Here is a 25,647-nt window from a genome sequence, read left to right as displayed (position 1 = left end):
AGCTATGTTATCTGACAGAGTTCGACAGAGCCTGCGAGCGGAACTGCGTCGCAGCTTGATGGCCAAAGTCGGCATCGTCCTGCTCGTCGGGGTAATCCTGGTGGCGACGTTCGCCCCATTCTTGGCGACTCAACCCCCCCAAGAGCAGAACCTAGAAGATTCGAACATTCCGCCAGCCGGCCTCACGTATTCGAGCGAGGAAATTGCGTTCGTCGACGGAGAGCGCCAGACAGTGACAAACACCGTTCAGGGGTCACTCGACCACCCGCTTGGAACGAACCAGCTCGGACAGGACATATACTCGCGGACACTGTACGGCGCACGCACGTCGCTGGCAGTCGGCGTCCTCGGGACGGTTATTGCACTGCTCTCGGGGGTGACCGTCGGTCTCATCGCCGGTTTCTACGGCGGCCGCGTCGACGACGGGCTGATGCGTTTTGCCGATATCATGCTCGCGTTCCCGGCACTCGTGTTAGCGATTGCGCTCATCGGGCTGCTCGGGCCGAGAACGCTTGAGATACCTGACCCCTTTGTCGCGGCGGGACTGGCCGATGGAATGCCCGAGACGTTTACGCTTCCGTTGACCGTCACGCTCGTCGTCGCACTGGTCAACTGGGTGTGGTTCGCCCGCATCGCACGGGGTGAGGCACTCACTGTGCGCGAGAAAAACTACGTCAAAGCCTCTCGGAGCCTGGGAGCCAGCAACAGGCGACTCATGTTGAAACACGTGTTGCCAAACAGCCTGACTCCGATTATCGTCCTCGCGACGATACAGGTCGCGGTCATCATCCTGCTCGAAAGCTCGCTGTCGTTCCTGGGTTTCTCGGGGACGAACCTCTCGTGGGGATTCGACATCAACCAGGGCCGTGACCTGCTTGCCACGTCGTGGTGGATTTCGACTGTCCCAGGACTTGCAATTGTCCTGGCAGTCATCGGAATCAACCTCGTCGGTGACTGGCTTCGGGACGCACTTGACCCCGATATCGGGGGCGAACGAGGTGGGATGTAGATGAGCGAGCCGATACTTCGCATCTCCGACCTCAGCACCCGGTTTTTCACGAAGTCGGGACAGGTCAACGCGGTGGAGTCCCTTTCAGTCTCGATAGACGAAGGGGAGATATTCGGCATCGTCGGCGAGAGTGGCAGTGGTAAGAGCGTGTTGGCACGCTCTATCATTGGGCTCATCGAGTCGCCCGGGCAGATTACCGGCGGCAAAATCGAGTACCGGAACGCGCCACTGGCCGACGAGTTCCGCGACGCTCACCCTGACGCCGTCAACGGCGACTACGTCGACCTCCGGTCACTTCCAGAGGAGGCAGTCAGGTCGCTCCGGGGCCCTTCGTTCAGCATGATTTTCCAGGACCCCGAGAGCAGTTTCAACCCCACGCTCACCGTCGGCGAGCAGATTGCAGAAGCCGTCGAAGTACAGCGCCGGGCGAGTTCGAATCCGCGGTCGACAAAAGCCCGCACGAGTTCCAGCGAGTACTCGCTGGGGTCGTATGCGTACGGGGCGGTGATGCCAAACCGTAGCTTCGTGAGTTCCAAGAGCAAAGACCGCGCGATAGAGCTCCTCCAGCAGGTCGGCATTCCCGACCCCGAGGAACGTGTCGACGAGTACCCACACGAGTACTCCGGCGGCATGCTCCAGCGGGCGATGATTGCCCAGGCGCTGGCGGGAGAGCCCGACATCCTCATCGCAGACGAGCCCACGACGGCGCTCGACGTGACCATCCAGGCACAGGTGTTGAATCTGCTTCGCGAGATTCAGGACGAAACCGGGATGACTGTGTTGCTCATTACTCACAACCTCGGCGTCATCGCGCGGATGTGTGACCGCGTCGGCGTCATGTACGCCGGCGAAGTGGTCGAGCGTGGGACCCTCTCTGATATCTTCGACACGCCCGTCCACCCGTATACGAAGGGGCTGCTGGGCTCGATTCCCGACCTGGACACGACCGGCGGCCGCCTCCAGCCAATCGACGGGAACGTCCCGAGTCTCATGGACGAAGAGATGGGGGACCGCTGTTACTTCGCAGACCGGTGTCCGAAGGCGATGGAGCAGTGTCTCGAAGAACCCGACGACGCCAGTGTCGACGGGGGCACAGACCACGAGGTAAAATGTGTCCTCGCCCAGACCGAGTACGACGAGTCCCAGGCGTTGGGAGATAGCCACTTCGGCGGAGGTGACACATGAGTTTAGCAGACGAACTACAGTCAGAGCGCGAGACATCTACGGGGCCGCTCGTCGAAGTGCGAGACCTCGAAAAGCACTTTTTCGAGGGCGACAACATTCTCGACCGTATCCTGGGCAACGGCCCCGTCGCAATCAGGGCCGTCGACGGCGTCTCCTTTGACATCCACAAAGGAGAGACGCTTGGACTGGTCGGCGAATCGGGATGTGGTAAATCCACTACGGGGGAGACGGTACTCAGACTCCAAGAGCCGACCGGCGGAACGGTCAGGTTCGACGGCGACTCGATACTCGATATGGCGGGCGACGACCTCCTCTCGTTCCGGCGAAACGCCCAGATTGTCTTTCAGGACCCCTACACCAGCCTCGACCCGCGAGTTCCCATCGGCGAGACGGTCCGCGAGGCGCTGGATATCCACGGTGTCGGGACGCTGGAAGAGCGCAACGACCGAGTGCGCGACCTGCTCGAACGGGTCGGCCTCTCGGAAGACCAGTTCGACCGCTATCCGAGCGAGTTCTCCGGCGGGCAACGCCAGCGTATCGGCATCGCCCGCGCGCTCGCGCTCAATCCGGATTTCCTGGTGCTCGACGAGCCGACGAGTGCGCTGGACGTATCGGTACAGGCCCAGATTCTCAATCTCCTCTCAGACCTCCAAGAGGAGTTCAACCTCACCTATCTGCTCATCTCGCACGACCTCTCGGTCATCCGGCATATCTGTGACCGCGTCGCAGTCATGTACCTCGGCGAAATCGCGGAGGTCGCCGACGTGGATACGCTGTTCGAGTCACCCAAACACCCCTACACCGAGGCGCTGCTGGAGAGCGTTCCGCGCGCCGAGACCGCAGAGCGAGACCGCGATATCGAGACGCTGAAAGGCGACGTTCCGTCGCCGCGCAACCCCCCGAGCGGGTGTCGCTTCAGGACGCGGTGTCCGAAGGTCATTCCCCCGGCCGAGACCAGCATAGACCAGCAGGAGTATCGCGAAGTGATGCATTTCCGCGAACTGGTCGAAGACGCGGAAATATCCATCCACAAGCTGGCCGAGGATGCCGGACTTTCCGGGCTGGAAGACGGTGACCAGAACCTGAACAGCCGGGAGACTGCGGCCTTCGTCGAAGAGGTCAAAGGGGACGTACTCGACACAGACCTGACCGGGCCGCCCGAACGGGTTGTCGACGAGGCGATCGGTCACCTCGCCGAGGCCGACTGGGAGAGCGCGGCGACTGTACTTCGCGACGAATTCGAAAGCATCTGTGAGACCGACAATCCCGAGCTGTCGGACGACTCACAGCCGGTTGCGTGTCACCTCTACGAAACCTAGGGGACCAGAGAGAGGTGGGTGTCGCTTAGTCGTCCCCGACGATTGCTTTTGGCTCTGTGCCGACACGGCGGTCGAGGAAGCCAGCGAACGCCTGGAATGCCCGGAGCTTCTGGGCCTGGTCGGAAGAGGCGTGTCCTTCTTCGCCAAGTTCCTTGTATTCGTAGTCGCCGTCTTCGCCCTGTTCGAATCCGTGTTCGTCGAGTGCCTCGCTGAAGATGCGCGCCTGTGAGACGGGGACACGACGGTCGTTGACCCCATGGATCAGGAAAATCGGAGCGTCGAGGTTCTCGACGTAGTTCACCGGCGAGCGCTCCTCGTAGAGGTCGGGGTTCTCCTCTGGCGTGCCGAGGTACTTCTCCATCAGTTCGGTCTTGAAATGAGGCATGGTGTTCTCGTACATATCTTCGAGGTCGGTCAGCCCAATCCAGGCGATGCCGGCCTCGTAGAAATCGGGGTACTGGACCATCTGCCAGTACGCCGAGTAGCCGCCGTACGAACCGCCGAAGACGACAACCTGGTCGTCGTCGAGCCAGTCGTACTTGTCGAGAACGTGTTCGGCAGCGATGACCACGTCGCCCTGTTCGGCACCGCCCCAGTCGTCGTACAGCTCCTCGACGAACTCTCGGCCCTTGCCAATCGACCCGCGGTAGTTCACCTTCAACACCGAGAATCCAAGCGAGACAAGCACCTGCGTGTAAAGGTCGAAGTTTTTCAAGTCGGCAGAGCGCGGACCGCCGTGGGGATTTACGATGAGCGGTGACGGTCGCTGGCCAGAGTCATACAGCAGCGCGCCGATTTCGAGTTCGTCGTAGGGGGCGTGGTCGATTGCGGCCTGGTCGGTCTCGGGAACACCGTCGGACTCGACGGTGAAGTACTCGGCGTCGGCGAAGTCCTCTGGGTCGAAGGGACCGTACTCGGCCTCGACGAGCGTCTCACTCTCGTGTGTCGAGAGGTCGTACACGAGTAATTCAGAGCGCCGCGTGGGTGTCGTGTGAGTCAGAATGACTCGGTTCTCGTCGAGAATAGCGTTTTCTCCCCCGAAACCGGCGACACCGTCCGGGAGGTCGAACTCCTCGACATCGCCTGTCTCGAGGTCGTACACTATCGGGACCGTCTCGGCGTCTCGCAGGCGGACGCCGATAACGCGCTCGCCGTCTGGCATGAACGCACTGGGACTTTCCTCGTATTCCCCGTCGCCGAGCCATGTGATGTCGTCGCTTTCGAGCTCGTAGACGCCGAGACGGCCGAGGTCCGTCGAGTTATCGCTAACCAGAAGACGCTCACCGTCCGGCCCCCAGTCGGCGGGCGAGGACTCTGCACCGGTGTCCCCGATTTCGAGATTGCGGGGGTCCGAGCCGTCCGCGTTTGCGACGTAGACGTCCCGATTGTCGAAGTCGTCGCTCTCGTTTGTCGAGTAGGCGACTCGTTCACAGTCTTGCGAGAGGATTGCGCCGCCAACGGCCCGCTCGTAATCGGTAATCTTCGTCGTCTCACCAGAGGGTAGGTCGTGGCGGTAGAGGTTCATCTGACCGTCCCGGCTGGAGCCGACGATCAACGTTTCGCCGTCTTCGCCAACGTCGCTGAGGGTGACCTGTCCCTCCATCTCGATGACTGGCTCGGCCTCGCCGTCTCGGGAGAGGCGGTAGATGTCGTTCTGTTCGTTGCCGTCGTCGTCGAGGTGGAAATACACCGCATTCCCGTCGGCGGCCCAGTCGACCGGCCATCGGGCGTTTCGTGGTACCTCGCCGTCGCTCCACTGGCTCCCCTCACCAGTCTCGACATCGAGGACGTGCAACTCGTTCCGGCCGGTGATGTCATAATAGAAGGCGATTTCGTCGCCGTCGGAGGAGGTAGTCGGGTGGGCAAGCGTGGGTAGTGCCGCAAGCTCTTCGAGCAGTTCTTCGGTGACTTCGGCTCCGCTCATACATACAGTAGCTGTGCCGCCACCTGCATAAACTTCTCCAGAACAACAATTCTGTAACCAAAGCGACACTCTGGCGTCGGCTACTCGAACTGTACGTCGTCGATGGTCGCGCGTTCGCCAAACAGCCAGTCAGCGTGTTCGACTGCGTACTTGCGGTCGTCGGGTTCGAGATAGCCCACTGCGTCGTCGACGACCACCGGCCGGTAATCGCGGAAGCCAGCCGCGCTCGCAGTGTGAAGTACGCAGACGTTCGCGAGTGTGCCAGCGAAGACGAGGTCGTCGATGCCGTGGGCGTTTAGCCATCCTTCGAGTTGTGTCTGATAGAAGGCGTTGTACGTGTGTTTGACGACGACCAGTTCGTCATCGCGTGGTGACAACTCTTCGATGATTTCGGCCTCCCAGTCGCCCTCGACTACGTGTTCGCCCCACCGGTCGAACTCGTCGTAGTAGTGAGCGTCCTCGAACTGGTCGGGCGGGTGCACGTCCTTGGTGTAGACCACGGCCGCCCCCGCGTCTCGCGCCCGGTCGACAAGCGTAGTACACGGTTCGATGGCTTCCTCGCTCGGTGGCGCGTACAGACTCCCGTCGGGGTGACAGAACCCGTTTTGCATGTCGACGATAACGACTGCCGTGCGCTCGGGGTCGAACTCCATACTGTTTGTAGGGGGGAACTGCATAGAAATGTTGGGACCTGTCGATTTTTGGGTGCTGCTTCCGTAGGGAAAGTATGCGTCGTGTACTCGTCGTCGTCGCGGTTGTCGCCCTCCTTGCGGGCTGTTCTGGTATCGCTACCGACGACGATATGCAACTGCCCGATGATGTCGGCGTCGTCGACAACGTCAGCTACGACGAGGCAGTCGCTGTCACCACCCAAGACGGCCTCAATCAATCCGAACTGGCTGTGCTGGCTGACCGAGCGATGGCTCGAATCGAGGTTATCCGGGGGCAAGCGTTCGACAAGGACGTCGAGATAGCCGTCCGAACGCGCGAGGACTACCGGTCTTCGAGCAGGGAGCGAGACCCGGTCGACGTTCGCTGGCGAAACCAGGTCTGGCAGGCGCTCTTTCTCGTGGGCCAAGATAGAGACGTGACTGCCGTGATGGACCGGACGCGTGGCGAATCGGTTCAGGGGTATTACACCCCGACCGACGAGAAAATCGTCGTCATCACCGACGGCGATGCCGCGAGCCTCGGCACGGAGACGCTCGTCCACGAACTCGTCCATGCGTTTCAAGACCAGCAGTTCGGACTCGATACAGTCCGCCAGCGCCGCGACCCGAGGATGGCCCGCGACGGCGTCGTCGAGGGTGAAGCAGAGGTCGTCACCGAACGGTACTTCGAGCGCTGTGGGAGTGAGTGGTCATGTGTCGACCGCGGTTCGCCGGGTGGGGACTCCTCGAACGTCGACCCCGGCATCCTCCGCGTGTTACTCCACCCCTATCAGTCCGGGGCGGCCTTCATCGAGCACACCGTCGAGCGCGGCGGGTGGGAAGCGGTGAGCGACCTCCACGATAGCTACCCCGAAAGCACGGCCCAGATTAGCTATCCCGAGACATATCCCGACGACACACCGGTGAACGTCAGTGTCCCAGACCGGTCGGGCGAAGACTGGGAGCGGCTGGACCACACACCAGAGGGCGAGACGGTCGGACAGGCCGCGATACACGTCATGCTCTGGCAAAACGGCGTCATCGATATCGACACGCCCTACAGCTACAGGGACGACATCTCCGAGGGGTGGGCTGGTGACGAGCTCGTACCCTACGAGAACGGTGACGCCTCGGGCTACGTCTGGCAACTGGAGTGGGAAAACGTCAAGCACGCGACCCAGTTCGCCGAGACGTACCGCGACCTGTTGGCCGAACACGGCGGGATGGAGCGCGGACCACGCCAGTTCGTCATCAGCGAGGGACCGTACGCGGGAGCCTACGATGTCTATCACGACGGAACGGCCGTCACCATTGTTCGGGGTCCAGATATCGATTCGCTAACCCGGATTCACCACATCGAGGGCTGAGCTGGATGGGCAATCTTTTCGACAGCACAGGCCGAATCCGATAGCATGTCAAACTTCGATATCGTCCCACCAGCCGCGATTGCGGCCGGGGACGCAACTGACGCGTACTTCGACCGGACCGTCGAGACACTCGAACACGCCGGAAAGAATCCGACGGTTGTCGCCGAGGTGACCGCCTCTCAGTTCCCCTCCGACGACTGGTACTTGTTTGCGGGTCTCAAAGACGCCGTCCAGCTATTCGAGGGCCGGGACGTTACCGTCGACGCCATCCCCGAAGGGCGGCTGTTCGACGGCGGTCCGGTGATGCGGATAACGGGGCCGTATCTGGAGTTCTGTCGGCTCGAAACGTCGTTGCTCGGCTTTCTCTCACACGCAACAGGGATGGCGACTGCGGCACTGGAAGCGCGCACGGCCGCACCGGACTCGGTCGTGTTGAGCTTTGGAAGTCGCCACGTGCACCCCTCGCTCGGGGCGATGCTCGAACGCTGTGCGCTGCTGGCCGGACTGGACGGCATCTCGAACGTCGCTGCCGGCGACGTTATCGGTGCGGAGGCCGGCGGAACGATGCCCCACGCGCTCGTCATCAGCTTCGGTCGCGGCAATCAGGAGGCGGCCTGGCAAGCGTTCGATGAGGCCGTCGACGATGACGTTCCACGAGTCGCGCTCTGTGACACCTACGACGACGAAATCGAGGAGGCGCTTCGCGCGGCCGCGGCCGTCCCAGACCTGGAGAGTGTCCGCATCGATACGACTGGGTCACGTCGGGGCGATTTCGAACATATCCTTCGAGAACTGCGCTGGAAACTCGACCGACGCGGTCACGAGGATGTCGGTATCTTCGCGAGCGGTGGCATCGACCCAGCGGCGATGCGTGAGCTGCGGGATATCGTCGAAGGATTCGGGGTCGGTAGCTACATCAGCAACGCCGACCCGCTCGATTTCGCGCTGGATATCGCCGAAGTCGACGGCGATTTGGCGGCCAAGCGTGGCAAACTCGACGGCAAAAAGGAGGTGTACAGAACCCCAACAGGCGAACACGAGATACGACCTGCCGACGAGGACGGCGACGGCAAAGCGCTGTTCGAACGCGTTGTCGAGGACGGCGAGATTGTGGCGTCGTTCGACACCGAGGTCGCCGCCGAACGGGCCAGAACGGACGCGGCGAGTGTCGGCTTCAGCGCGACCGCGGAGTCGGACGGTCCCGGCGGTAATCGGCGGTGAGGTCCGCCGCGACGACAAAATCCGGCTCGTCACCGATGTTTGCCCTGATATAGGCTCCGTCAGAGACGTAGCCTGCAGTCTCGGGAATCAGAACCCGCGTCCGGTCTGCGCCACAGTCGGCAGCATCGACACGGATGGCTTCGACGACTGTCCGGGCGCTGTCGAGGCTGTCCCAGGCAGCCACTCCGTACTCCGCCCACGTCTCGACCTCACCACCGTCGGTTTCGCGCTCGAATGTCCTGCTCCGGTAGGCGAACCCGTGAGTGCCGTCGCCGTCGGCAACCGTGAGGACAGACGTTTCGTCGGCGGCGCGGTCGAGCAGGGCCGGCGTGAGTTCCTGGACTGCCCAGGATTCGTCCATCGAAAGTGTGAGACCAGACAGCGACTGCGCGGCGTCGCTCCCGGTCCAGTATCCCCAGGCGGCGTCGGGGTCACAGGAGACCGACGCCGGGAGCGCTCCCGACATCGGTTCCGGGCGAATCCAGCGGAACTCGGTGACCGGTTCGTATCCAGTCGACCGTGACTGGCCGAGGCCGGCCTGATTCCAGGAGTACACCATCGCTCGGGAAACGACGGCGCCCTGTTCGCGGGCCCAGTCGAACAGTTCGTAGGTGATTGCTTCGCTGATGCCTTTTCCTCGGTGTGCCGGCGCGGTGCGAAGACCCTGTCCCCAGGCCTCGTGTGGCGAAAGCATAACAATCTGTGCGATTCCCGCCACGTCGTCACCGACGGTTCCTACGAGTGTGTGTCGCTGTTCGCCGTCGAGCCAGTCGTGATACACGTCGGTCAGGTAGTCGTCGCCGTCCCAGGTTTGTGCGGCGATGGCGGCGACCCCCTCGTAGTCGTCGTGGGTCGCCTCGCGAATCTCGAAGCCCGAGTACTCTGTCTCGGACATGGTCACTGCCGCGGCGTGGACCGCTCGGTCAGTTCACCTGCCAGGGGTTCGCGCATCGCCGCAGCGACATCCTCGGCGTTTGCGAGCGTCCACATCAGTTTCACCTTCGCTGTGCCGGGAAGCATGTCCTCGCCCTCGATGACACCCGCATCGAGCAAGTCGCGGCCGGTGTCGTAGACGCGGTCACAGACCCGTCCATCGAGACACTGGCTCGTCATGACGACGTGTGTTCCCTCATCGACGAGGTCTGCAATGTCGTCAATCCACGCCGAATGAACGTGGCCGAGGCCGGTCCCTTCGAGGACGAGCCCATCGTTCTCGCCGGCTAGTTCGAGTATCTCTTTGTCCATTCCCGGCGTGTACTTGAGCAGCGACACGTCGCCCTCGATAGCCGGCTGAATATCGAGGGCGACCGCGCCGCGTTCCTGGTATTCGCGTCGGAAGGAGACACTCTGGCTCTCGTAATCGACCTCGCCGAGAGGCTCTGCGCCGACAGTCTCGAATGCGTCCCGGCGGGACGTGTGGTTCTTGCGGACGCGCGTCCCGCGATGCAGCGCACATCTGTCGTCGGATTCGTCGGCGTGCATACAGACGAGCACTTCTGCACAGTCACTCATCGCAGCCTCGACAGCACAGACGGCGTTCATTACGTTGTCAGAGGAGGGACGGTCTGCCGAGCGCTGGCTCCCAGTGAAGACAATCGGGACCGGCGTATCCAACATAAACGAGAGCGCGCTGGCGGTGAACTGCATCGTATCCGTCCCGTGCATGACGACGATACCGTCAGCACCGGCCTCGATTTCCTCGTGGACGGCGTGGGCGAGGTCCTGCCAGACCGACGGGCGCATGTTCTCAGAGAGAATGTTCGCCACGACTCGGCCCCGGTAGTTCGCCATGCCAGCGAGGTCTGGAACAGCGCGCAGGATGTCCTCGGCGTCGAACTGTGCGGTCACTGCGCCGGTTCGGTAATCGACAGTCGAAGCAATCGTCCCACCCGTCGAGATAAGAGAGATAGTCGGGAGGTCGTCCTCGAACTCGATTTCCGAGGTATCGGACTCGTCAGCGTCGTCGCCGATGTCGTAGGCGTCGACTTCGAGCACGGTCGTCGCGGCCTCGGCGCGGTCGATACCGACGTTATAGCCGCTGTCGAGTTTGAGGACGAGGTTATCGGCGGTCGAGGACGGGAGGAGCACTCCCTCGAAGGTTTCGCCGTCTCGTTCGGCGCGTATCCTGTCTCCGGTGTTCATACCACAGAGTACCGGAGGCGCTGACTTGAAAGCATCTTTCTCTCGTGGTCACCGCCGAGAGAGTAGATAACCGACGAATCCGGCGACCGGGAGGATGATGATGAGCAAGAAGGCGATACCGATACTCAACACCTGAGCCGAGCTGTTCTCGAATATTTTTGTCGCCTGGTCTCCGAACAGGAACCCGCTCCAGAAGACGAACGTGCCGAGATAGGCCACACCGATACCCGTAGCCGCCAGTGGCTTCTCGGCTCGAATCTTCAGCGCACAGTAGAGGACCGGGAAAGCAGTTACAAACGGCGTCAGAAAGAAGCCGAGGCCGGCAGCGATACCGCCGCCCCACTCGTACACTTCGAGAGGTCGCCCCTCGCGGTCCGGGAGGTCACCGTCCGATTGGACGTTCTCACTCATTACATCTATATCCGGCCACGGATTGTTAAGTCGCGCGATTCTGCATCTGTCGGTGGGCGACCGTGGTACCCACGCCTTTTGTACCCGAACCGTCTAAGGTCGGGCATGGATGAGACGACAGCGCGGGTCGCACTCCCGTGCCCAGCGTGTTCGCCCCACAGGGAGACCGTCCACGAGGTACTCTCGGAAGGCGGGCGCGCCACGGTTCGATGTATCGACTGCAGTCACGTACACAAGGAGGAATTACCAGAGGAGCGTACACTCGAGCGCAAGGTCGTCGTCTCACAGGGCGGCGACTCGTTTTCGGACTCGGTCGACGTGCCAGCCGAGGAGACGCTCGCGGTCGGCGAGGAGTTCCTGCTCGAAACCGAGGAGGCAATCGTCACAGTTCGTATCACCAGCCTCGAATACGAGGAGGGTCGTACCGACGAGGCCGAGGCCGAGACGGTCGACACCATCTGGGGCCGGGCCGTTGGGAACGTCTCTGTCAGCGTGACCGCCCACCCGAAATCTGGCGAACACGACGAAACCCGAAGCTTCGACCTGCAGGTGCCCGGCGATTACGAGTTCACCGTCGGCGAAACCGACGAACTCGGCGGCGAAGAGTTCACTGTCGAGGGCGTCCTCATCCGCGACGACGCCACCGGCTACGACTTCGACAAACTCGACCACGACGGCGACGAGGCAGTCGCGAAAGACATCAAGCGCCTCTACGTCCGGGACGAGACCACGTCGGCGTGGTCGGCCTGGTGAGATGACAGCCCAGGAGCAACGGCACGCGCTGGTCGACCGTCTCGTCGAGCGCGAGCGTCTCGACGAGCAGACGGAGGCGGCACTCCGGGCGGTTCCCCGCCACGCGTTCGTTCCCGACTCGCGGGCCGAGGATGCCTACCGGGACAGGCCGTTGCCAATCGGCGAGGGTCAGACGATTAGCGCTCCACATATGGTCGCTATCATGACGGACTTGCTGTCGCTCTCACCCGGAGAGCGGGTACTTGAAATTGGAACCGGCTGTGGGTATCACGCGGCTGTAACTGCCGAAGTGGTCGGCCCCGAACACGTCTACAGCGTCGAATACCACGACAGTCTCGCGGCGCGAGCGCGGTCGACACTGGAAGCGGTCGGCTACGGCGAGGTGTCGGTCCGCTGTGGCGACGGGAAAGACGGGTGGAAGGCGAACGCTCCCTTCGAGGCGGTGTATCTGACCTGTGCCGCAGGCGATTTCCCAACACCGCTCGTCGAGCAGCTCCGCGAGGGCGGTATGATTCTCGGGCCACTCGGGGGCGACACACAGGTCCTCACCGAGGGTCGAAAGACCGACGGGTCGTTGCAACGCGAAACGCACGGCCAGGTACGGTTCGTCCCGCTCAAGTGAGCGAGTGGGCCGCCTAATCGCCCCAGGAGCGCACGATTCATTACGTTGCAAACCGACGGTGGGATATGGACGCCGCGGTCCTCAGAGACGACATGGTCGACAGCCTCGAACACGAGAGCAAAGCGTGTGTCCGGAGTGAGGCTGTCTCTGTTGCGATGCGTGCTGTCCCCCGCCACGAGTTCATCGACGACGACCGGGGTGCGTATGCGGACAGGCCATTCCAGCGGTTTGGCACCCGTGTGCTGGCACCCAGCACTGTCGGCCGGCTGTATGAACTGCTGGCACCGGACGCTGACGACTCGGTACTGGTCGTCGGTGTCGGGGTCGGCTACACGGCTGCTGTCGCCGCCGAGATGGTCGGTAGCCGACACGTTCACGCCATCGACATCACCCGCAAGCTCGTCTACGAGGCCCGAGAGAACCTCTCTGCCGCCGGCTACGACGAGGTACTCGTCGACTGTCGAGACGGCGCCGACGGTCTCCCGGAGTACGCCCCCTACGACAGAGTTCTCGTCGAAGCCGCAGCTGTCAACCCACCCCAGGCGTTAGTCGACCAACTCAGCGAAGACGGCAGACTCGTCATGCCTCACGGCACCCACGAGCAGGCGCTTGCAGTCGTCGACGCAAACGGCGGCATCGAACGTCACGGAACGTGCGCGTTCGCGCCGCTGCTTGTCGACGGCGAGGAGGCCGGCTCCGTCGAGCGCAACCGGACCCACCGCGAAGACCGCGAGTTCGCACAGCGAGACGCCCGCCGCAAACGCGGCTGGGAGCTCGACTGGATAGACTGGGACTGACTACGGGTCGATGACCAGTATCCCGGTGTTCTCCTGCTTGTCGGCGTAATCGCCGTCCGGTGGCCTGATGTCGAGCGCTATCGTCCCTTCACCCTGATTTGGCCGTAGCTCGGGGTCGAGGGTGAGCGTCGCGACTCCGTCGCCGTCTGTCTTCGCGTATGAGGTGGAGTCGAGCATCGCCGTATCGCTCTTTGCAACGACCGTCGCATTCGAGATGGGTTGACCGTCGGGGTCGAGCACAGTGACGTTCACCTGTGTCGTCTCTTCTTCGATGATTTCCGGCTCCGGGCTGGTGTCGAGTTCGGTCGTGCCAAAGGTGTTCAGCCCCGAGATGACGTTCATCATCACCGCGAGGCTGGCGACGCCGACCACCAGTGCGATGACCAGCCGAATCGGCAACCCTTCGATTGCGCGGTTGTCCGCCTGCAGAGATGTTTCCCGCATACGCCGCTCTGGTCCCGGCTTCCGGTATAAATAGTCGGAGTCGGTCCCGAGTTATACGTTCGAATCGGGCAGGGCAATCTGACTCCCGTCCGCGAAGACGGTCGGCTCTCGCAGGATTCCATCGAGGTGCAGCGGTGCCTCGACGTCGCCGCCGATGGCGTGGTTGTCGCCGATAGCAAGGTGGACTGTCCCGCCGGCTTTCTCGTCGAGGAGGACTGAGCCGACGAGTTCGGTGACAGCAGTGTTGGTCCCGATGCCGATTTCGGCCAGGTTGTAGGCCGCGTCACCGACCTCCTGAGCGGCCGTCTCGACCTGGTCGCTGATTTCCTCGTCGTCGATGTCAGTCACGTAGCCGTCTTCGACCTCGAATCTGACCGTTTGCCCGTCGGTGAGCTCGCCGTGGGGCATCATCGTCCCGTCGACGACGACCGTACCGTCACCAGAGACGGGACTGACGAACACCTCGCCCGCCGGGAGGTTCGAGAACGCGCCCGGCTCGTGGACGATGCCGGTGTCTTCTCGCCAGTCGCGTTCGCCGACTTCGAGCGTGATGTCCGTCCCCTGTGGAGATGTCACGCGAATCTCGTCGGCGTCAGCTACTTGTTCGTAAATCGCCACACACTCCTCGCGGATGGCCTCGTAATCGGCGTCGAGCCCCATCAGGAACACGCCATCCGTGATGCCGGGAAGCGTCGCGGCGCGTGCGCCGGCGTCTGTCGCTTCCTGTCGAGCGGTCGTATGACTCAGGCTCTTCGTCGTCGGTGCGAGGACCACGTCAGCCCCAGTCATTGCCGCCGCGACCGCCTCGGGCGGCTCCTCGCCGTGCTGTGAGCCAACAGGGTACCGGACGATGGCGGTGTCGTCGGTAATTTCGTTTGCGACGCTGTAGAGCGCTTCACCGATTGCCTGGCGTTTCTCGTCGGTGACGACGAGGAATGATTCGCCAGCGTCGAGGTCCATGCACTGTTCGACTGCCGTCTTCGCGGGCGTCCGCAGGGACTGATTGCTCATATCTGTCACTCGGACGGTGGCGCTATAGGTGTTTCTTCACGGGCACGCGCCCGCTGTCGCCGTCAAAGTCGGTGTCGAAGTTCGCCAAGCACCGGGAACGTCAGCGTCTCTTCGGCCGTGGTGTCTCGGACGACCGGGGCGAGTGCGTCTACGTCCCGGACGAGTGGTGACATGAAGTCGCTGGCTCCCATGTCGTTGATTTCGACACCCCTGACGAGCCTGTTAAACGACGGGAGCATCAGCAGGTCTGCGCCGTCGTAGACGTCGTCACCGGCGAGCAGACAGGGTCGACGCTTGCCCTCGATGGTGATTGTCGGGTGGTCGTGGCCGACGATATACCGCTCTGCGTCGGCCGTCGGCGCAGCGTGGCCGTGACAGACGACCGTCTCGCCCGTAATCTGGCACTCGGCGGTCGTCTCGCCGGACCAGACGGCGTCGAGCATCGTATCGTGGTTGCCAGGTGTCACGAGTGTATCGGCCCCGGCATCCCGTGCCGCTGCACACAGACCCTCGACGGTCGCCTCGACCTGTCGTGGAACCGTCCGGAACGAGTGAAGCAAGTCGCCCGCAAAGACCACCGTCTCGGGTTCGAACTCGTCGCAGAGCCCGGCCAGGCGCTCGACCATCTCGGTTCCATCCCCGACCGGAAACTCGACGTTCGAGGCAGAGCCTCGCCCGACGTGGAGGTCGGCGACGACGAGGATACCGTCGAGGTAGATTGCCCTGTCACGCACGGAGACGGCCGAGAGTGCGTCCATACAGACTCCTCTGAGAGACCGAGAACCATAGGCGTGGCGAGTCACCCGACTTGGGCGAGGAGGAAGAACGCACTCAGATGGACCGAGAGAAAAGCGACTAACAGCAAAATCGGGACTCGCGCGGAGACGTGCCACAGCGCCGAGTAATCACCGGAGAGGCTGTTGCTCCGCCAGGTTCGGACAGCGTCGACGGCCACGTACAACAGCGTCACCGCAATCGAACTCATCAGCAACAGCTCAGCAGGGCCACGAAAGCCCGCGACACCCAAGACAAGGGCAACGGGGACGACCACGAGCGTCTGAATAATCTCACCGCCGGTAACGAACCGTTCCAGGTTCTCGTAGCTCGGCTCGTGGCGCTCGTAACAGGCCCGGTATCGGTCGAAATCGTACGGCGGAACCCACCCCTCGTCGCCTCGCAGGGCGAGATACCGGGGCACGAGCGGGCTGACGAGTCGCATCTCAGAGCGAGGGATACTGACGATACGTCCCCCGCTGTAGTAGTGCCCGAACTGGTGTACAATCGCGACGGCCCACAGGAAGACGGGAATCAGTCCGAACTCGACCAATCGACCCAGCATAGATAGAGACGGGACGGCGACGGTCTAATAGGGTTGGGTTTCGCCGACACGGTGTCGAACCCAGAAAGTCCTTTGTCGAGGGGTGTCTTTGTCCGGGTATGATAGACGAGACAGCCGAGGAGATTGCCGAGATGCAGACCCACAGTTCCTCGGAGGTGGCAATCAAGGCCGCGCGAGCGCTCCGTGCGGTCACCGACAGAGAGTTTCCCTCTATTGGCGATTACAAACGAAACCTCGAACGCAACAGCAACGCACTCCGCCGGGCGAATCCCTCACACGCCTCGCTTCACAACACGCAGCGAGAAATCGTCCGCAGAGTCGACGAGAGCGACACAGACACCGTGAGCGCGACACAGCGACGGACGACCAAAATCATCGACGAGGTCATCGACCGCGTCGAGCAAGGGAAAGACGCGGCCGCCCGGCGACTCGCTGACCAGCTTGGCGACCGGGAGACGCTGTTGACACACGATTACTCGACGACAGTGCTCTCGGCGATAGAGACAGCCGTCGAAGACGGGGGCGAGTACACAGTTTACGTGACCGAATCCCGACCGCGGTACCTCGGTCGGAAGACCGCCCGTCGGCTGGCCGAGACCGACGGCGTCGAAGCGACGCTGGTGGTCGACAGCGCTGCCGGGAGCTATCTCTCGGCGTGTGACCGCGTCGTCGTGGGGATGACCTGCATCGTCGACCGAACGCTGTACAATCGAGTCGGGACCTATCCCCTGACCGCGACGGCAGCCGACGCCGACGTTCCGGTCGTCTCTGTCGGCTCCGGGGCGAAGCTCATCGAGGGCGGTTTCCGATTCGAGAACGAACACCGAGCGACGAGCGAAGTGATGCGCGAGCCGGCCGACGGGTTCGAAATCGAGAATCCGGCTTACGACGCCACGCCCGTCGCGTTGCTCGACCGTATCGTGACCGACGAGGAGACAATCGACCCGGCATCACTCGGGTAAATCGTCGCTTAAACGATTGTAGGGATTTTTATTTCGGGCACGTATTGGTGGAGGTGTGAGTACCCTCGTCCTCTGTATCTACCGGGGAGACGACCTCGACGCTGACCCGCCAGTGGTGGGTGCCGAGGCAGTCGAGGACCTCGTGACGACCGTCGGCGTCGACGACCCGGAGGACAGCCGGGTCAACTGTCTGCTCGAAGGGCTTCGGGTCACACGCGACCTCGACGACGAAACGGTGCTGGCGGTGCTGTGTGGCGAGGGTGATACGGTCACGTTCAACCGCGCTATCGCCGCACAGGTCGACGACCTCGTGGAAATGTACTCGCCGGATTCGGCCGTCGCCGTCGTCGATAGCGCCGAAGACGAGCGACTCGTTCCCATCATCGAGAGCCGGATAGCTGTCGACGCCATCGACCGGGTTGTCGTCAGACAGGCTCGCGACATCGAGTCGACGTACTATCTGCTCAAACAGTTCCTCGCAGACGAGGAGTTACGGAAGACGGTACTCGTGCCACTGGGGTTGACGCTCCTTGCCTTCCCGGCGCTGCTTGCGGTCTTCGACAGTATCACCGTCTCGTTCGGTGCGATTGCCGCCGTCGTCGGGCTTTTTCTCCTCTACAAGGGCCTCAACATCGACGCACTGCTCGCCACGCTGTCGACCAGCATCAGAGACGCGCTGTACGCTGGCAAGGTTTCGCTTGTCACCTACGTCGTAGCCGGCGGGCTCGCGTTGGTGGGGCTGTTCGTCGGTGCGCTGGGTGCGTCGTCGCTCGACAGAGCCACTGCCGGCGAGTTGGTGTTGTCGATGCAGTTCCTCTACGACAGCATCCCGTGGCTCACTGGCGCAGCCCTCATCGCCAGCGCCGGTCGCCTGCTCGATGAGGTCATCCGCGACGACGACATCGGGTCGGCGTACATCAACCTCCCGTTCGTCGCAGTCGCGGTCGGCCTCGCAGTCCGCGGGTTCGCGGCCTATGTCATCCAGCGCTCGGACGTATCGGGCCCGTTCGTCGTGCCGACGATGAGTTACGGCCCGCTGGAGGTCGAGCAGTTCTCGGTCGCGCCAGAGACGCTGCTTGCAGTGTTCATCCTCAGCAGTATCGTTGTCAGTCTGGTCGGCGTTCGTGTCGCGGCCTACGTCAACAGTGTCGGGTACGACAACCTCGAACACCGAGGCTAACTGTCGGCCTCAAACGCTTCGGCGTCGCGCTCGGTCACACGAACCCCTTTTTGTGCGAGATACCGCATCCGCTGGCGGGCGAACTCCTCTTCTCGTGTCCCACGGGTCGCGAGTACGTACATCCGCGCGCGGCCGGTCGGTCGCATCGTCCGGCCCGCACGCTGGGTGCCCTGACGCCTTGACCCGCCGAGCCCAGAGGCGACCACAGCGAGTTCCGCACTCGGCAGGTCGATACCCTCGTCGCCGACGCGGGAGACGACGAGCGTCGAGAGCGTCCCGTTTCGGAACTGTTCGAATAGCTTCTCGCGTCTGGCGTGGGGCATCTCGCCGCTGATGAACGGAGCGTCGAGCGCGTCGGCGTAGGCCTGCCCCTGGTCGAGATACTCGACGAACACCAGGGCTTGCTCGTCTGGATGATACGAGAGAAGGTATTCGAGTTCAGACAGCTTCGCCGGATTCGTCGCCGCAGCCTGGCGTCGGGCGTGTCCCTCCGTGCTGACGTATTCGTTTTGCGTGTCCTCGGAGTCCCAGGGGACGTATCGAATCTCGACCTCCGGCTCGGCGACGTAGCCGGCCTCGAACAGGGAGTCCCAGTCGGTCCCGATTGGCGGCCCGATAAGTGTATAGATGTCTTTCTCCATGTCGTCTTCTCGCACCGGACTCGAGGAGAGCCCGAGTCGGTGGCGCGTCTGGAGGTCGGTGCTGCGGCGATAGATTGGGGCGCTGATGTGATGGACCTCGTCGTAGACGATGAGTCCCCACTCGCGGCTGCCAAAGAGCTGTCTGTGTCGGTCCATGCCCGCGGTGCGGTAGGTCCCAATCGTGACCGGACGTATTTCCTTCTCGCCGCCGTGATACTCGCCGACCTGTTCCTCGGTGAGCGAGGTGTGTGCGAGAATCTCCTCGCGCCACTGGCTCGCGAGCTCTCGTCCCGGCACCAGAATGAGTGTCTCGCCCTCGACAGCAGCCAGCACCGCCAGCGCAGTGACTGTCTTCCCACTTCCAGGCGGTCCCACCAGCACGCCAGAGCGACTTTCGAGGAAATTCGAGAGCCACTCCTGCTGGTAGGTCCGCAAATCGAGTTCTAACTCGACGGGGAGAGTCTCCCCGCTGTCGAGGTCGCGCTCGTCACGTACCGGATACCCCGCTTCGTAGAGGACCCGCTTTACCTCGGCAACACTCTCCTCTGCGACCCAGCTTTCGGTCTCAGAGAGGGGTGCCCGCAACTGGTCGTCGTCGAGTTTCTGCCGGGCGACGTTCCCCATGAGGTCATCAGTTTCGGCCGCCAGCACGACGTAGCCGTCCTCGTGAGTGTACATCGTGAACCGGTTCGCTCGCTTGTACTGGCTTTCGAGCCACTCTTCGAGGTGTGGGTAACGCTCGGGGAGCACGTCCCTGACCGTCTCCAGCAACGCCTCGAACGCCTCGTAGGGTGCCTGCCAGATATCTTCCTGGCGAATCTCGTACATGTACGCACCGGAGCCGGTCGTCTCGACGAGATGGGCGAACTGCGAGAGCTGTGCGCGGGTGAGCTGTGTCGGATGGTCGACGACCAGCTCGCGACGCTCCGGAAAGACGACGACGCGCTCGCGGTCGGTCATCCGTGCCCAGTCGCTGGGATACCAGACCACGGGGTCGGTCGACACGTCGAGTCGCTGTGCGACGCCCTCTGCTGTCAGCTTGTCCAGCCGTTCGGTGGCCGCATCCTGTGAGATGTCGTTTGCCTGTGCGTACCGGGTCGCGCTGACCACCGGGCGGCCCAGGTCTTCGAGCGTATCGTACAGCTCGGTGTCGCTGTGTTCGTCCGTATTTGAATCCTCGCTGGTCACTGGTAGTTCCTTAGCGGCAGGCGTACAAACGGCTTGTGACCCGGTGGTTCTGGCAGACCTATCAACACTCACGAACACCCACGTTTTTTAACCCCCGACCGGCGTAGTAGACCACAGCCAGATGATTCGCCACGAGGATGTCTGTGTACTCATCCCGACGTACAACGAAGCCGAGACGATTGGCGACGTGATAGAGCGGTTCAACGCCGTCGGCTTCGAGCACATCCTCGTCATCGACGGCGGCTCAGAAGACGGCACCAGACAGGTTGCCGAAGACCTGGGCGCGACGGTCCACATCCAGAGCGGCGACGGGAAAGGGCAGGCGGTTCGCGAGGCAATTAACTACATCTCACAGCCGTACGTTCTGCTCGTCGACGGCGACTCGACGTACCGCCCCGAGGAGGCTGGCAGGGTCCTCGCACCGTTGTTTACCGGCGAAGCCGAACACGTCATCGGCAACCGGTTCGCCGACATGGAGTCCGGGGCGATGACTCGTCTCAACCAGATTGGTAACGGTATCATCAACAGCGTGTTCAGGACGGTTCACGGCCGGAATCTGGTCGACATTCTCAGCGGCTACCGCGCGTTCACGCGGGAGTCGTTCGAGCGACTCTCGCTGTCGGCAGACGGGTTCGGTATCGAGACCGAGATGTCCGTCGAGTGTGTCCGCAACAACATCCGGACGGAGGTCGTTCCAATCACCTACGAGCCACGGCCAGCGGAGTCGGAAACGAACCTACGGCCGTTCCGTGACGGAGGCAACATCATCGTGACGCTGTATCGCCTCGCGAAAAAGAACAATCCGCTCTTTTATTTCGGGAGCATCGGCGGGCTGAGTATCCTCGCCGCCGCGGGACTTGCGACGTTCGTCGTCTACCGGTGGGTCGCTGCCGGCATCTCACACGAGGTTCTCGCACTCGCCGCAGGCGTATCGCTCCTGTTCGGCGTGCAGATGGTGATGTTCGGCGTCCTCTCTGACCTCATCCTGACCTCGAACCGAGAGCAGAGTCAGCGCATCGAACACCTCATCGACGAGATACACACAATCGAAGAGCCGGCCGGGACAGACAACTCGCGCCAGGCGGGAGACGAGACCGACGACCCAGACGTGACCGACAACGCCGGCCACCTCAACGAGAACTGACCGGACTAGAAGGGAACCATCGCCCGGAGTCGGCTCAGAATCGACCCCGAGATGCGCTCGCGTCGCTCCTCGAAAATCGGGTGGAGTTCGTTGAGGAGTTCCTGTTTGCGCTCGAAGGTCTCGCGCGGACAGTCGGCCAGAATCGAATCGAGCGAGACCTCGTGCCCACTGGGGCCGACAGCCAGGCGTTTCTCGCCGTAGCTGTCGGCGAGCTCCCGGCGGGTAATCGGGAACGAAACGTCCCAGTCGTCGACAGCGGCGTCGAGGGCGACGATACCAAACTCGGTGGCGTCCGGTTCGTCGTCGATATCGTTCGATGGTGGACGGGCAGCCATTATCCGAGGTGTCTCCGCCCAACCTGAAAAAACGTACTGACTCCCGACCGGTTCTCGGGGGGTTTATCACTCGGCCGCGCCTTCGCTCTGGCATGAGTGAGGCCGACCAGTCCGAGACCGGACGCGAGGAAATCTGGCTGGAGAAGTACCGCCCGCAGCGACTCTACGACGTGGTGGGCCAAGAGACAATTGTCGAGCGCCTCCAGAGCTACGTCGACCGCGACGACCTGAGCCACATGCTGTTTGCCGGGCCTGCCGGCGTCGGCAAGACGACGAGCGCTGTCGCCATCGCTAGAGAACTCTACGGCGAGGAGTGGGAGGAGAACTTCCTCGAACTGAACGCATCTGACGAGCGCGGTATCGACGTGGTACGAGACCGGGTCAAGAGTTTCGCCCGCACGTCCTTCGGCGGGCACAACTACCGTATCATCTTTCTCGACGAGGCCGACGCCCTGACCAGTGACGCCCAGTCTGCGCTTCGCCGGACGATGGAGCAGTTCTCGAACAACGTCCGGTTTATCCTCTCGTGTAACTACTCCTCGCAGATTATCGACCCGATTCAGTCCCGCTGTGCGGTGTTCCGGTTCTCGCCGCTCCCCGACGAGGCAATCGAAGAACAGACCCGGAAAATCGCCGACAACGAGGGTATCGAGATAACGGACGACGGCATCGAGGCGCTGGTCTACGTCGCCGGGGGCGACATGCGCGCGGCAATCAACGGGCTCCAAGCCGCCGCCGTCACCGGCTCGACCGTCGACGAGGAAGCAGTCTTCGAGATTACGAGCACCGCCCGGCCCGAGGATATCGAGGAGATGGTGACACTCGCCCTCGACGGCGACTTCACCGCCGCGCGGACGCAGTTAGACCGGCTGTTGACCGACGAAGGAATCGCCGGCGGCGACGTTATCGACCAGCTACATCGCTCTGTCTGGGAGTTCGACCTTGACGACGAGGCGGCAGTCAAGCTACTGGACAGAATCGGCGAGACTGACTACCGTATTACCGCCGGCGCGAACGAGCGGATACAGCTCGAAGCGCTGCTTGCTTCGGTCGCACTCGACTGAGCGCCGAAAGATAAAATCGGCATCGGACAACCCCCGTACATGACCTGACTCGGTGTCGTCGGTCTCTGACTGGTCATAGCACTGACTCGGAAACGTTTTACGGACAGATGGGCCACCTTACATCAACAGATGAGCGACTTGGAGGAGGAGTATCAACTCGGCTATTTCACTGAGAATGGGTTCACTCGCAAGGAGTGTGTGGAGTGTGGGGGCGCCTTCTGGACGCGAGACGAGGGGCGGACGACTTGCGGAGAACCGCCGTGTGACACGTACAGCTTTATCGACAATCCGGGCTTCGACGAGTCCTACACCGTCGAAGAAATGCGCGAGGCGTTTCTCTCGTTTTTCGAGGAACACGGCCACGACCGTATCGCCCCGTATCCGGTGGCAGCAAACCGCTGGCGCGACGATGTGTTGTTGACCCAAGCGTCGATTTACGACTTTCAGCCGCTGGTTACCTCCGGCGAGACGCCGCCGCCGGCCAATCCGCTGACCATCAGCCAGCCCTGTATCCGAATGCAGGATATCGACAACGTCGGCAAGACCGGTCGGCACACGATGGCCTTCGAGATGATGGCCCACCACGCGTTCAACACCCGCGAGGACGCCGACGATTACGCTTACGAGGGTGAGGTCTACTGGAAGAGCAAGACCGTCGAGCACTGTGACACACTGCTCGGTGAGATGGGGGCAGACCTCGAAGAGGTGACCTACATCGAGGACCCGTGGGTCGGCGGCGGCAACGCCGGACCGGCAATCGAGGTCATCTATCGGGGGCTCGAACTGGCGACGCTCGTGTTCATGTCGATGGAGCAAGACCCCGACGGCGAGTACGAACTCAAAGACGGCAACCGGTACTCGAAGATGGACACCTACGTCGTCGACACCGGGTACGGGCTCGAACGCTGGACCTGGATGAGCCAGGGGACGCCGACGGTCTACGAGGCAATCTATCCGGAGATGATAGCGTTCCTCAAAGACAACGCCGGCATCGAGTACACCGACGAGGAGGAGGCGATTATCCACGACGCCGCTCGCCTGTCCGGGAATCTCGATATCGACGATGTCGACGACGTAGAGGCCGCCCGGGGCGATATCGCGGCAGAGTTGGGCGTCGATGTCGAGCGCCTGCGAACGCTGCTCGAACCCCTCGAAGATATCTACGCCATCGCAGACCACTGTCGGACGCTGGCCTACATGCTCGGCGACGAAATCGTCCCCTCGAACGTCGGGACCGGCTACCTCGCTCGGATGGTACTACGCCGGACGAAACGACTCGTCGATAACGTCGGCGTCGACGCGCCGCTCGACGAACTGGTCGATATGCAGGCAAAGCGACTGAGCTACGAGAACAGAGATACGATTCGGGATGTCGTACGGACCGAAGTCGAGCGATACAGAGAGACCCTCGACAGAGGCTCTCGGCGTGTCGAACAACTTGCCGAGGAGTACGCACAGGAGGGCGAGCCGGTTCCGAGCAGCGAACTCGTCGAACTCTACGACTCACATGGCATCCAGCCGGATATGGTCGAAGAGATTGCGACCGAACACGGGGCAGATGTCGCGGTTCCCGACGACTTCTACTCGCTGGTCGCTCAACGGCACAACGACGAGACCGAGACAGACAGCGAGAGCGAAGCGGGGCGTGACAGCGAGCGGTACGCCGAACTGCCCGCGACCGAGCGCCTCTACTACGAAGACCAGAGCCGGATGGAGTTCGAGGCGATGGTACTCGAAGTGTTCGAACACGAGGACGGATACGACGTGGTCCTCGACCAGACGATGTTCTACCCCGAGGGCGGTGGACAGCCGGCCGACCACGGTAGTATCTCGACAGACGAGGAGACCGCAGAAGTACTCGACGTACAGCAGGTCGGCGACGTTATCGTCCATCACACGGACAGCAATCCCGGCAAGGGCGAATTCGCACGCGGGCAGGTCGACGCGAACCGGCGTCGCCGCCACATGCGCCACCACACCGCGACCCACATCGTCGGGCACGCGACCAGACAGGTGCTCGGCGACCACATCAGACAGGCCGGCGCACAGAAGAGTACCGACAGCGCGCGACTCGACGTGTCACACTACGAGTCCGTCTCGGCGGACGAACTGGAGACAATCGAGCGGGTCGCAAACGAGATAGTGACCGAAAACGAGGCCGTCGACCAAGAGTGGGTCGACAGAAACGAGGCCGAGGCCGAACACGGCTTTGACATCTACCAGGGCGGTATTCCGGAAGGCGAGCAGATACGGTTGATTCACGCGAGTGAGGACACCCAGGCCTGTGGCGGCACTCACGTCTCTCGAACCGGCGAGGTCGGTGTCATAAAGCTACTCGGTACCGAACGAGTGCAGGATGGCGTCGTCAGACTCACCTTCGCCGCCGGGGAAGCGGCTATCGAGGCGACACAGCGAACCGAGCGGCTGCTCTCAGAGACGGCAGACCTCTTCGACGTGAGCCACGACGAGGTGCCAGAGACCGCAGAACGATTTTTCCGGGAGTGGAAAGAACGCGGCAAGCGCATCGAGGAACTGAAAGAGGAACTCGCCGCCGTCCGTGCCAGCGGTGGCGGTGACGGCGAGGAGGTCGATATCGAGGGGACGCCGGCAGTTATCCAGCGCCTCGACGGCGACATGGACGAGCTACGGGCGACCGCGAACGCGCTGGTCGAGGACGACTCGATTGCCGTCCTCGGCTCAGGTGCATCGGGCGCGCAGTTTGTCGTCGCCGTTCCGGACGACTGCCCCGTCGACGCGGGCCACGTCGTCGGTGAACTCTCACAGCGTGTCGGCGGCGGCGGCGGCGGTCCAGCCGACTTCGCACAGGGTGGCGGCCCCGACGCAGAGAAGGTCGACGACGCGCTCGATGACGCCCCGGAGATTCTGAAACAGGCACTGGACGCCTGACGTAACGCGTTTATTCTGCCCACCTGTACGTG

The 25,647-nt window shown here is 62.5% G+C and carries 24 protein-coding genes; 13 read left to right on the top strand and 11 right to left on the bottom strand.

Features of this window, described 5'->3' with window-relative positions; translation table 11 throughout:
- Positions 1-4 precede the first annotated feature (4 nt).
- The 3 genes from BLR34_RS14820 to BLR34_RS14810 are packed head-to-tail and all read left to right on the top strand — an operon-like array spanning position 5 to position 3,513.
- Positions 5-1,009: an ABC transporter permease gene (locus BLR34_RS14820; protein WP_092704441.1), complete on the top strand. Its 1,005-nt coding sequence runs from the start codon at positions 5-7 to the stop codon at positions 1,007-1,009.
- Complete coding sequence (locus tag BLR34_RS14815; RefSeq protein ID WP_092704439.1) at positions 1,010-2,194, top strand: ABC transporter ATP-binding protein; 1,185 nt, start codon at positions 1,010-1,012, stop codon at positions 2,192-2,194.
- Complete coding sequence (locus tag BLR34_RS14810; RefSeq protein ID WP_092704437.1) at positions 2,191-3,513, top strand: ABC transporter ATP-binding protein; 1,323 nt, start codon at positions 2,191-2,193, stop codon at positions 3,511-3,513. The genes BLR34_RS14815 and BLR34_RS14810 overlap by 4 nt, the downstream gene beginning before the upstream one ends.
- 25 nt (positions 3,514-3,538) lie before the next feature.
- Here BLR34_RS14810 and BLR34_RS14805 read toward each other — a convergent pair whose 3' ends face one another.
- Entirely contained in the window at positions 3,539-5,437 is a 1,899-nt protein-coding gene (locus tag BLR34_RS14805) for a S9 family peptidase (RefSeq protein ID WP_092704435.1), read from the bottom strand.
- A gap of 80 nt (positions 5,438-5,517) precedes the next feature.
- Positions 5,518-6,090, bottom strand: coding sequence for a cysteine hydrolase family protein (locus BLR34_RS14800; RefSeq protein ID WP_092704433.1), 573 nt, complete (start codon positions 6,088-6,090; stop codon positions 5,518-5,520).
- Between the two features lie 74 nt (positions 6,091-6,164).
- On the opposite strand from BLR34_RS14800, the gene BLR34_RS14795 reads away from it, so the two are divergent.
- On the top strand, positions 6,165-7,454 hold the full coding sequence (locus BLR34_RS14795; RefSeq protein ID WP_092704431.1) for an Hvo_1808 family surface protein: 1,290 nt from the start codon (positions 6,165-6,167) through the stop codon (positions 7,452-7,454).
- A gap of 45 nt (positions 7,455-7,499) precedes the next feature.
- Positions 7,500-8,675 carry a nicotinate phosphoribosyltransferase gene (locus BLR34_RS14790; protein WP_092704429.1) on the top strand — a complete coding sequence of 392 codons (1,176 nt, stop codon included), beginning with the start codon at positions 7,500-7,502 and terminating at the stop codon, positions 8,673-8,675.
- Here BLR34_RS14790 and BLR34_RS14785 read toward each other — a convergent pair.
- The 3 genes from BLR34_RS14785 to BLR34_RS14775 are packed head-to-tail and all read right to left on the bottom strand — an operon-like array spanning position 8,629 to position 11,228.
- On the bottom strand, positions 8,629-9,570 hold the full coding sequence (locus tag BLR34_RS14785; protein WP_092704427.1) for a GNAT family N-acetyltransferase: 942 nt from the start codon (positions 9,568-9,570) through the stop codon (positions 8,629-8,631). The two genes, BLR34_RS14790 and BLR34_RS14785, sit on opposite strands and share 47 nt — an antisense overlap.
- Positions 9,571-9,572: 2 nt before the next feature.
- On the bottom strand, positions 9,573-10,817 hold the full coding sequence (gene gatD, locus BLR34_RS14780) for a Glu-tRNA(Gln) amidotransferase subunit GatD (protein ID WP_092704425.1): 1,245 nt from the start codon (positions 10,815-10,817) through the stop codon (positions 9,573-9,575).
- A gap of 48 nt (positions 10,818-10,865) precedes the next feature.
- Positions 10,866-11,228 carry a hypothetical protein gene (locus BLR34_RS14775; protein ID WP_092704423.1) on the bottom strand — a complete coding sequence of 121 codons (363 nt, stop codon included), beginning with the start codon at positions 11,226-11,228 and terminating at the stop codon, positions 10,866-10,868.
- Between the two features lie 105 nt (positions 11,229-11,333).
- On the opposite strand from BLR34_RS14775, the gene BLR34_RS14770 reads away from it, so the two are divergent.
- The 3 genes from BLR34_RS14770 to BLR34_RS14760 all read left to right on the top strand — a co-directional run bounded on the left by BLR34_RS14770 (position 11,334) and on the right by BLR34_RS14760 (position 13,400).
- Positions 11,334-11,981, top strand: a complete 648-nt coding sequence (locus BLR34_RS14770; RefSeq protein ID WP_092704421.1) for an HVO_0476 family zinc finger protein — start codon at positions 11,334-11,336, stop codon at positions 11,979-11,981.
- Between the two features lies 1 nt (position 11,982).
- On the top strand, positions 11,983-12,603 hold the full coding sequence (locus BLR34_RS14765; protein WP_092704419.1) for a protein-L-isoaspartate(D-aspartate) O-methyltransferase: 621 nt from the start codon (positions 11,983-11,985) through the stop codon (positions 12,601-12,603).
- A 65-nt stretch (positions 12,604-12,668) separates the two neighbouring features.
- Complete coding sequence (locus tag BLR34_RS14760; protein WP_092704417.1) at positions 12,669-13,400, top strand: protein-L-isoaspartate O-methyltransferase family protein; 732 nt, start codon at positions 12,669-12,671, stop codon at positions 13,398-13,400.
- Here BLR34_RS14760 and BLR34_RS14755 read toward each other — a convergent pair whose 3' ends face one another.
- From BLR34_RS14755 to BLR34_RS14740, 4 genes are all read right to left on the bottom strand, one after another.
- Positions 13,401-13,844, bottom strand: a complete 444-nt coding sequence (locus tag BLR34_RS14755; RefSeq protein ID WP_092704415.1) for an Ig-like domain-containing protein — start codon at positions 13,842-13,844, stop codon at positions 13,401-13,403.
- Between the two features lie 51 nt (positions 13,845-13,895).
- The gene (locus BLR34_RS14750) at positions 13,896-14,855 is read right to left on the bottom strand and encodes an aminopeptidase (protein WP_092704413.1); all 960 of its coding nucleotides are present in this window, start codon (positions 14,853-14,855) and stop codon (positions 13,896-13,898) included.
- A 62-nt stretch (positions 14,856-14,917) separates the two neighbouring features.
- A complete protein-coding gene (locus BLR34_RS14745; RefSeq protein ID WP_092704411.1) occupies positions 14,918-15,613 on the bottom strand; it encodes a metallophosphoesterase in 696 nt (231 codons plus the stop codon).
- 41 nt (positions 15,614-15,654) lie between these two features.
- Positions 15,655-16,194 carry a hypothetical protein gene (locus tag BLR34_RS14740; protein ID WP_092704409.1) on the bottom strand — a complete coding sequence of 180 codons (540 nt, stop codon included), beginning with the start codon at positions 16,192-16,194 and terminating at the stop codon, positions 15,655-15,657.
- Positions 16,195-16,292: 98 nt separating this feature from the next.
- Here BLR34_RS14740 and BLR34_RS14735 point away from each other — a divergent pair, with 98 nt between their 5' ends.
- On the top strand, positions 16,293-17,156 hold the full coding sequence (locus tag BLR34_RS14735) for an eIF2B alpha/beta/delta subunit family protein (protein WP_092704407.1): 864 nt from the start codon (positions 16,293-16,295) through the stop codon (positions 17,154-17,156).
- Positions 17,157-17,211: 55 nt separating this feature from the next.
- Positions 17,212-18,336: a DUF373 family protein gene (locus BLR34_RS14730; protein ID WP_092704405.1), complete on the top strand. Its 1,125-nt coding sequence runs from the start codon at positions 17,212-17,214 to the stop codon at positions 18,334-18,336.
- On the opposite strand, the gene BLR34_RS14725 is transcribed toward BLR34_RS14730, so the two are convergent.
- On the bottom strand, positions 18,333-20,165 hold the full coding sequence (locus tag BLR34_RS14725) for a DEAD/DEAH box helicase (RefSeq protein ID WP_092704403.1): 1,833 nt from the start codon (positions 20,163-20,165) through the stop codon (positions 18,333-18,335). The genes BLR34_RS14730 and BLR34_RS14725 overlap by 4 nt on opposite strands.
- Positions 20,166-20,286: 121 nt before the next feature.
- Here BLR34_RS14725 and aglJ point away from each other — a divergent pair, with 121 nt between their 5' ends.
- A complete protein-coding gene (gene aglJ / locus BLR34_RS14720; protein WP_092704401.1) occupies positions 20,287-21,309 on the top strand; it encodes an S-layer glycoprotein N-glycosyltransferase AglJ in 1,023 nt (340 codons plus the stop codon).
- Positions 21,310-21,314: 5 nt separating this feature from the next.
- On the opposite strand, the gene BLR34_RS14715 is transcribed toward aglJ, so the two are convergent.
- A complete protein-coding gene (locus tag BLR34_RS14715; protein ID WP_092704399.1) occupies positions 21,315-21,644 on the bottom strand; it encodes a DUF5789 family protein in 330 nt (109 codons plus the stop codon).
- Between the two features lie 92 nt (positions 21,645-21,736).
- Between BLR34_RS14715 and BLR34_RS14710 the strand changes: the two genes are divergently transcribed.
- The gene (locus BLR34_RS14710; protein WP_092704397.1) at positions 21,737-22,708 is read left to right on the top strand and encodes a replication factor C small subunit; all 972 of its coding nucleotides are present in this window, start codon (positions 21,737-21,739) and stop codon (positions 22,706-22,708) included.
- 129 nt (positions 22,709-22,837) lie between these two features.
- Positions 22,838-25,615, top strand: a complete 2,778-nt coding sequence (gene alaS / locus BLR34_RS14705) for an alanine--tRNA ligase (RefSeq protein ID WP_092704395.1) — start codon at positions 22,838-22,840, stop codon at positions 25,613-25,615.
- Positions 25,616-25,647 lie beyond the last annotated feature (32 nt).

Origin of the sequence: Halovenus aranensis, from assembly GCF_900100385.1 — an archaeon.
GTDB lineage: Archaea > Halobacteriota > Halobacteria > Halobacteriales > Haloarculaceae > Halovenus > Halovenus aranensis.
This window is presented reverse-complemented; position numbering and strand designations above follow the sequence as displayed.

Bases quoted from the DNA above. Each gene is read 5' to 3' on its own strand.
- BLR34_RS14820 (WP_092704441.1), top strand. From the start codon at position 5: ATGTTATCTGACAGAGTTCGACAGAGCCTGCGAGCGGAACTGCGTCGC.
- BLR34_RS14815 (WP_092704439.1), top strand. From the start codon at position 1,010: ATGAGCGAGCCGATACTTCGCATCTCCGACCTCAGCACCCGGTTTTTC.
- BLR34_RS14810 (WP_092704437.1), top strand. From the start codon at position 2,191: ATGAGTTTAGCAGACGAACTACAGTCAGAGCGCGAGACATCTACGGGG.
- BLR34_RS14805 (WP_092704435.1), bottom strand. From the start codon at position 5,437: ATGAGCGGAGCCGAAGTCACCGAAGAACTGCTCGAAGAGCTTGCGGCA.
- BLR34_RS14800 (WP_092704433.1), bottom strand. From the start codon at position 6,090: ATGGAGTTCGACCCCGAGCGCACGGCAGTCGTTATCGTCGACATGCAA.
- BLR34_RS14795 (WP_092704431.1), top strand. From the start codon at position 6,165: ATGCGTCGTGTACTCGTCGTCGTCGCGGTTGTCGCCCTCCTTGCGGGC.
- BLR34_RS14790 (WP_092704429.1), top strand. From the start codon at position 7,500: ATGTCAAACTTCGATATCGTCCCACCAGCCGCGATTGCGGCCGGGGAC.
- BLR34_RS14785 (WP_092704427.1), bottom strand. From the start codon at position 9,570: ATGTCCGAGACAGAGTACTCGGGCTTCGAGATTCGCGAGGCGACCCAC.
- gatD (WP_092704425.1), bottom strand. From the start codon at position 10,817: ATGAACACCGGAGACAGGATACGCGCCGAACGAGACGGCGAAACCTTC.
- BLR34_RS14775 (WP_092704423.1), bottom strand. From the start codon at position 11,228: ATGAGTGAGAACGTCCAATCGGACGGTGACCTCCCGGACCGCGAGGGG.
- BLR34_RS14770 (WP_092704421.1), top strand. From the start codon at position 11,334: ATGGATGAGACGACAGCGCGGGTCGCACTCCCGTGCCCAGCGTGTTCG.
- BLR34_RS14765 (WP_092704419.1), top strand. From the start codon at position 11,983: ATGACAGCCCAGGAGCAACGGCACGCGCTGGTCGACCGTCTCGTCGAG.
- BLR34_RS14760 (WP_092704417.1), top strand. From the start codon at position 12,669: ATGGACGCCGCGGTCCTCAGAGACGACATGGTCGACAGCCTCGAACAC.
- BLR34_RS14755 (WP_092704415.1), bottom strand. From the start codon at position 13,844: ATGCGGGAAACATCTCTGCAGGCGGACAACCGCGCAATCGAAGGGTTG.
- BLR34_RS14750 (WP_092704413.1), bottom strand. From the start codon at position 14,855: ATGAGCAATCAGTCCCTGCGGACGCCCGCGAAGACGGCAGTCGAACAG.
- BLR34_RS14745 (WP_092704411.1), bottom strand. From the start codon at position 15,613: ATGGACGCACTCTCGGCCGTCTCCGTGCGTGACAGGGCAATCTACCTC.
- BLR34_RS14740 (WP_092704409.1), bottom strand. From the start codon at position 16,194: ATGCTGGGTCGATTGGTCGAGTTCGGACTGATTCCCGTCTTCCTGTGG.
- BLR34_RS14735 (WP_092704407.1), top strand. From the start codon at position 16,293: ATGATAGACGAGACAGCCGAGGAGATTGCCGAGATGCAGACCCACAGT.
- aglJ (WP_092704401.1), top strand. From the start codon at position 20,287: ATGATTCGCCACGAGGATGTCTGTGTACTCATCCCGACGTACAACGAA.
- BLR34_RS14715 (WP_092704399.1), bottom strand. From the start codon at position 21,644: ATGGCTGCCCGTCCACCATCGAACGATATCGACGACGAACCGGACGCC.
- BLR34_RS14710 (WP_092704397.1), top strand. From the start codon at position 21,737: ATGAGTGAGGCCGACCAGTCCGAGACCGGACGCGAGGAAATCTGGCTG.
- alaS (WP_092704395.1), top strand. From the start codon at position 22,838: ATGAGCGACTTGGAGGAGGAGTATCAACTCGGCTATTTCACTGAGAAT.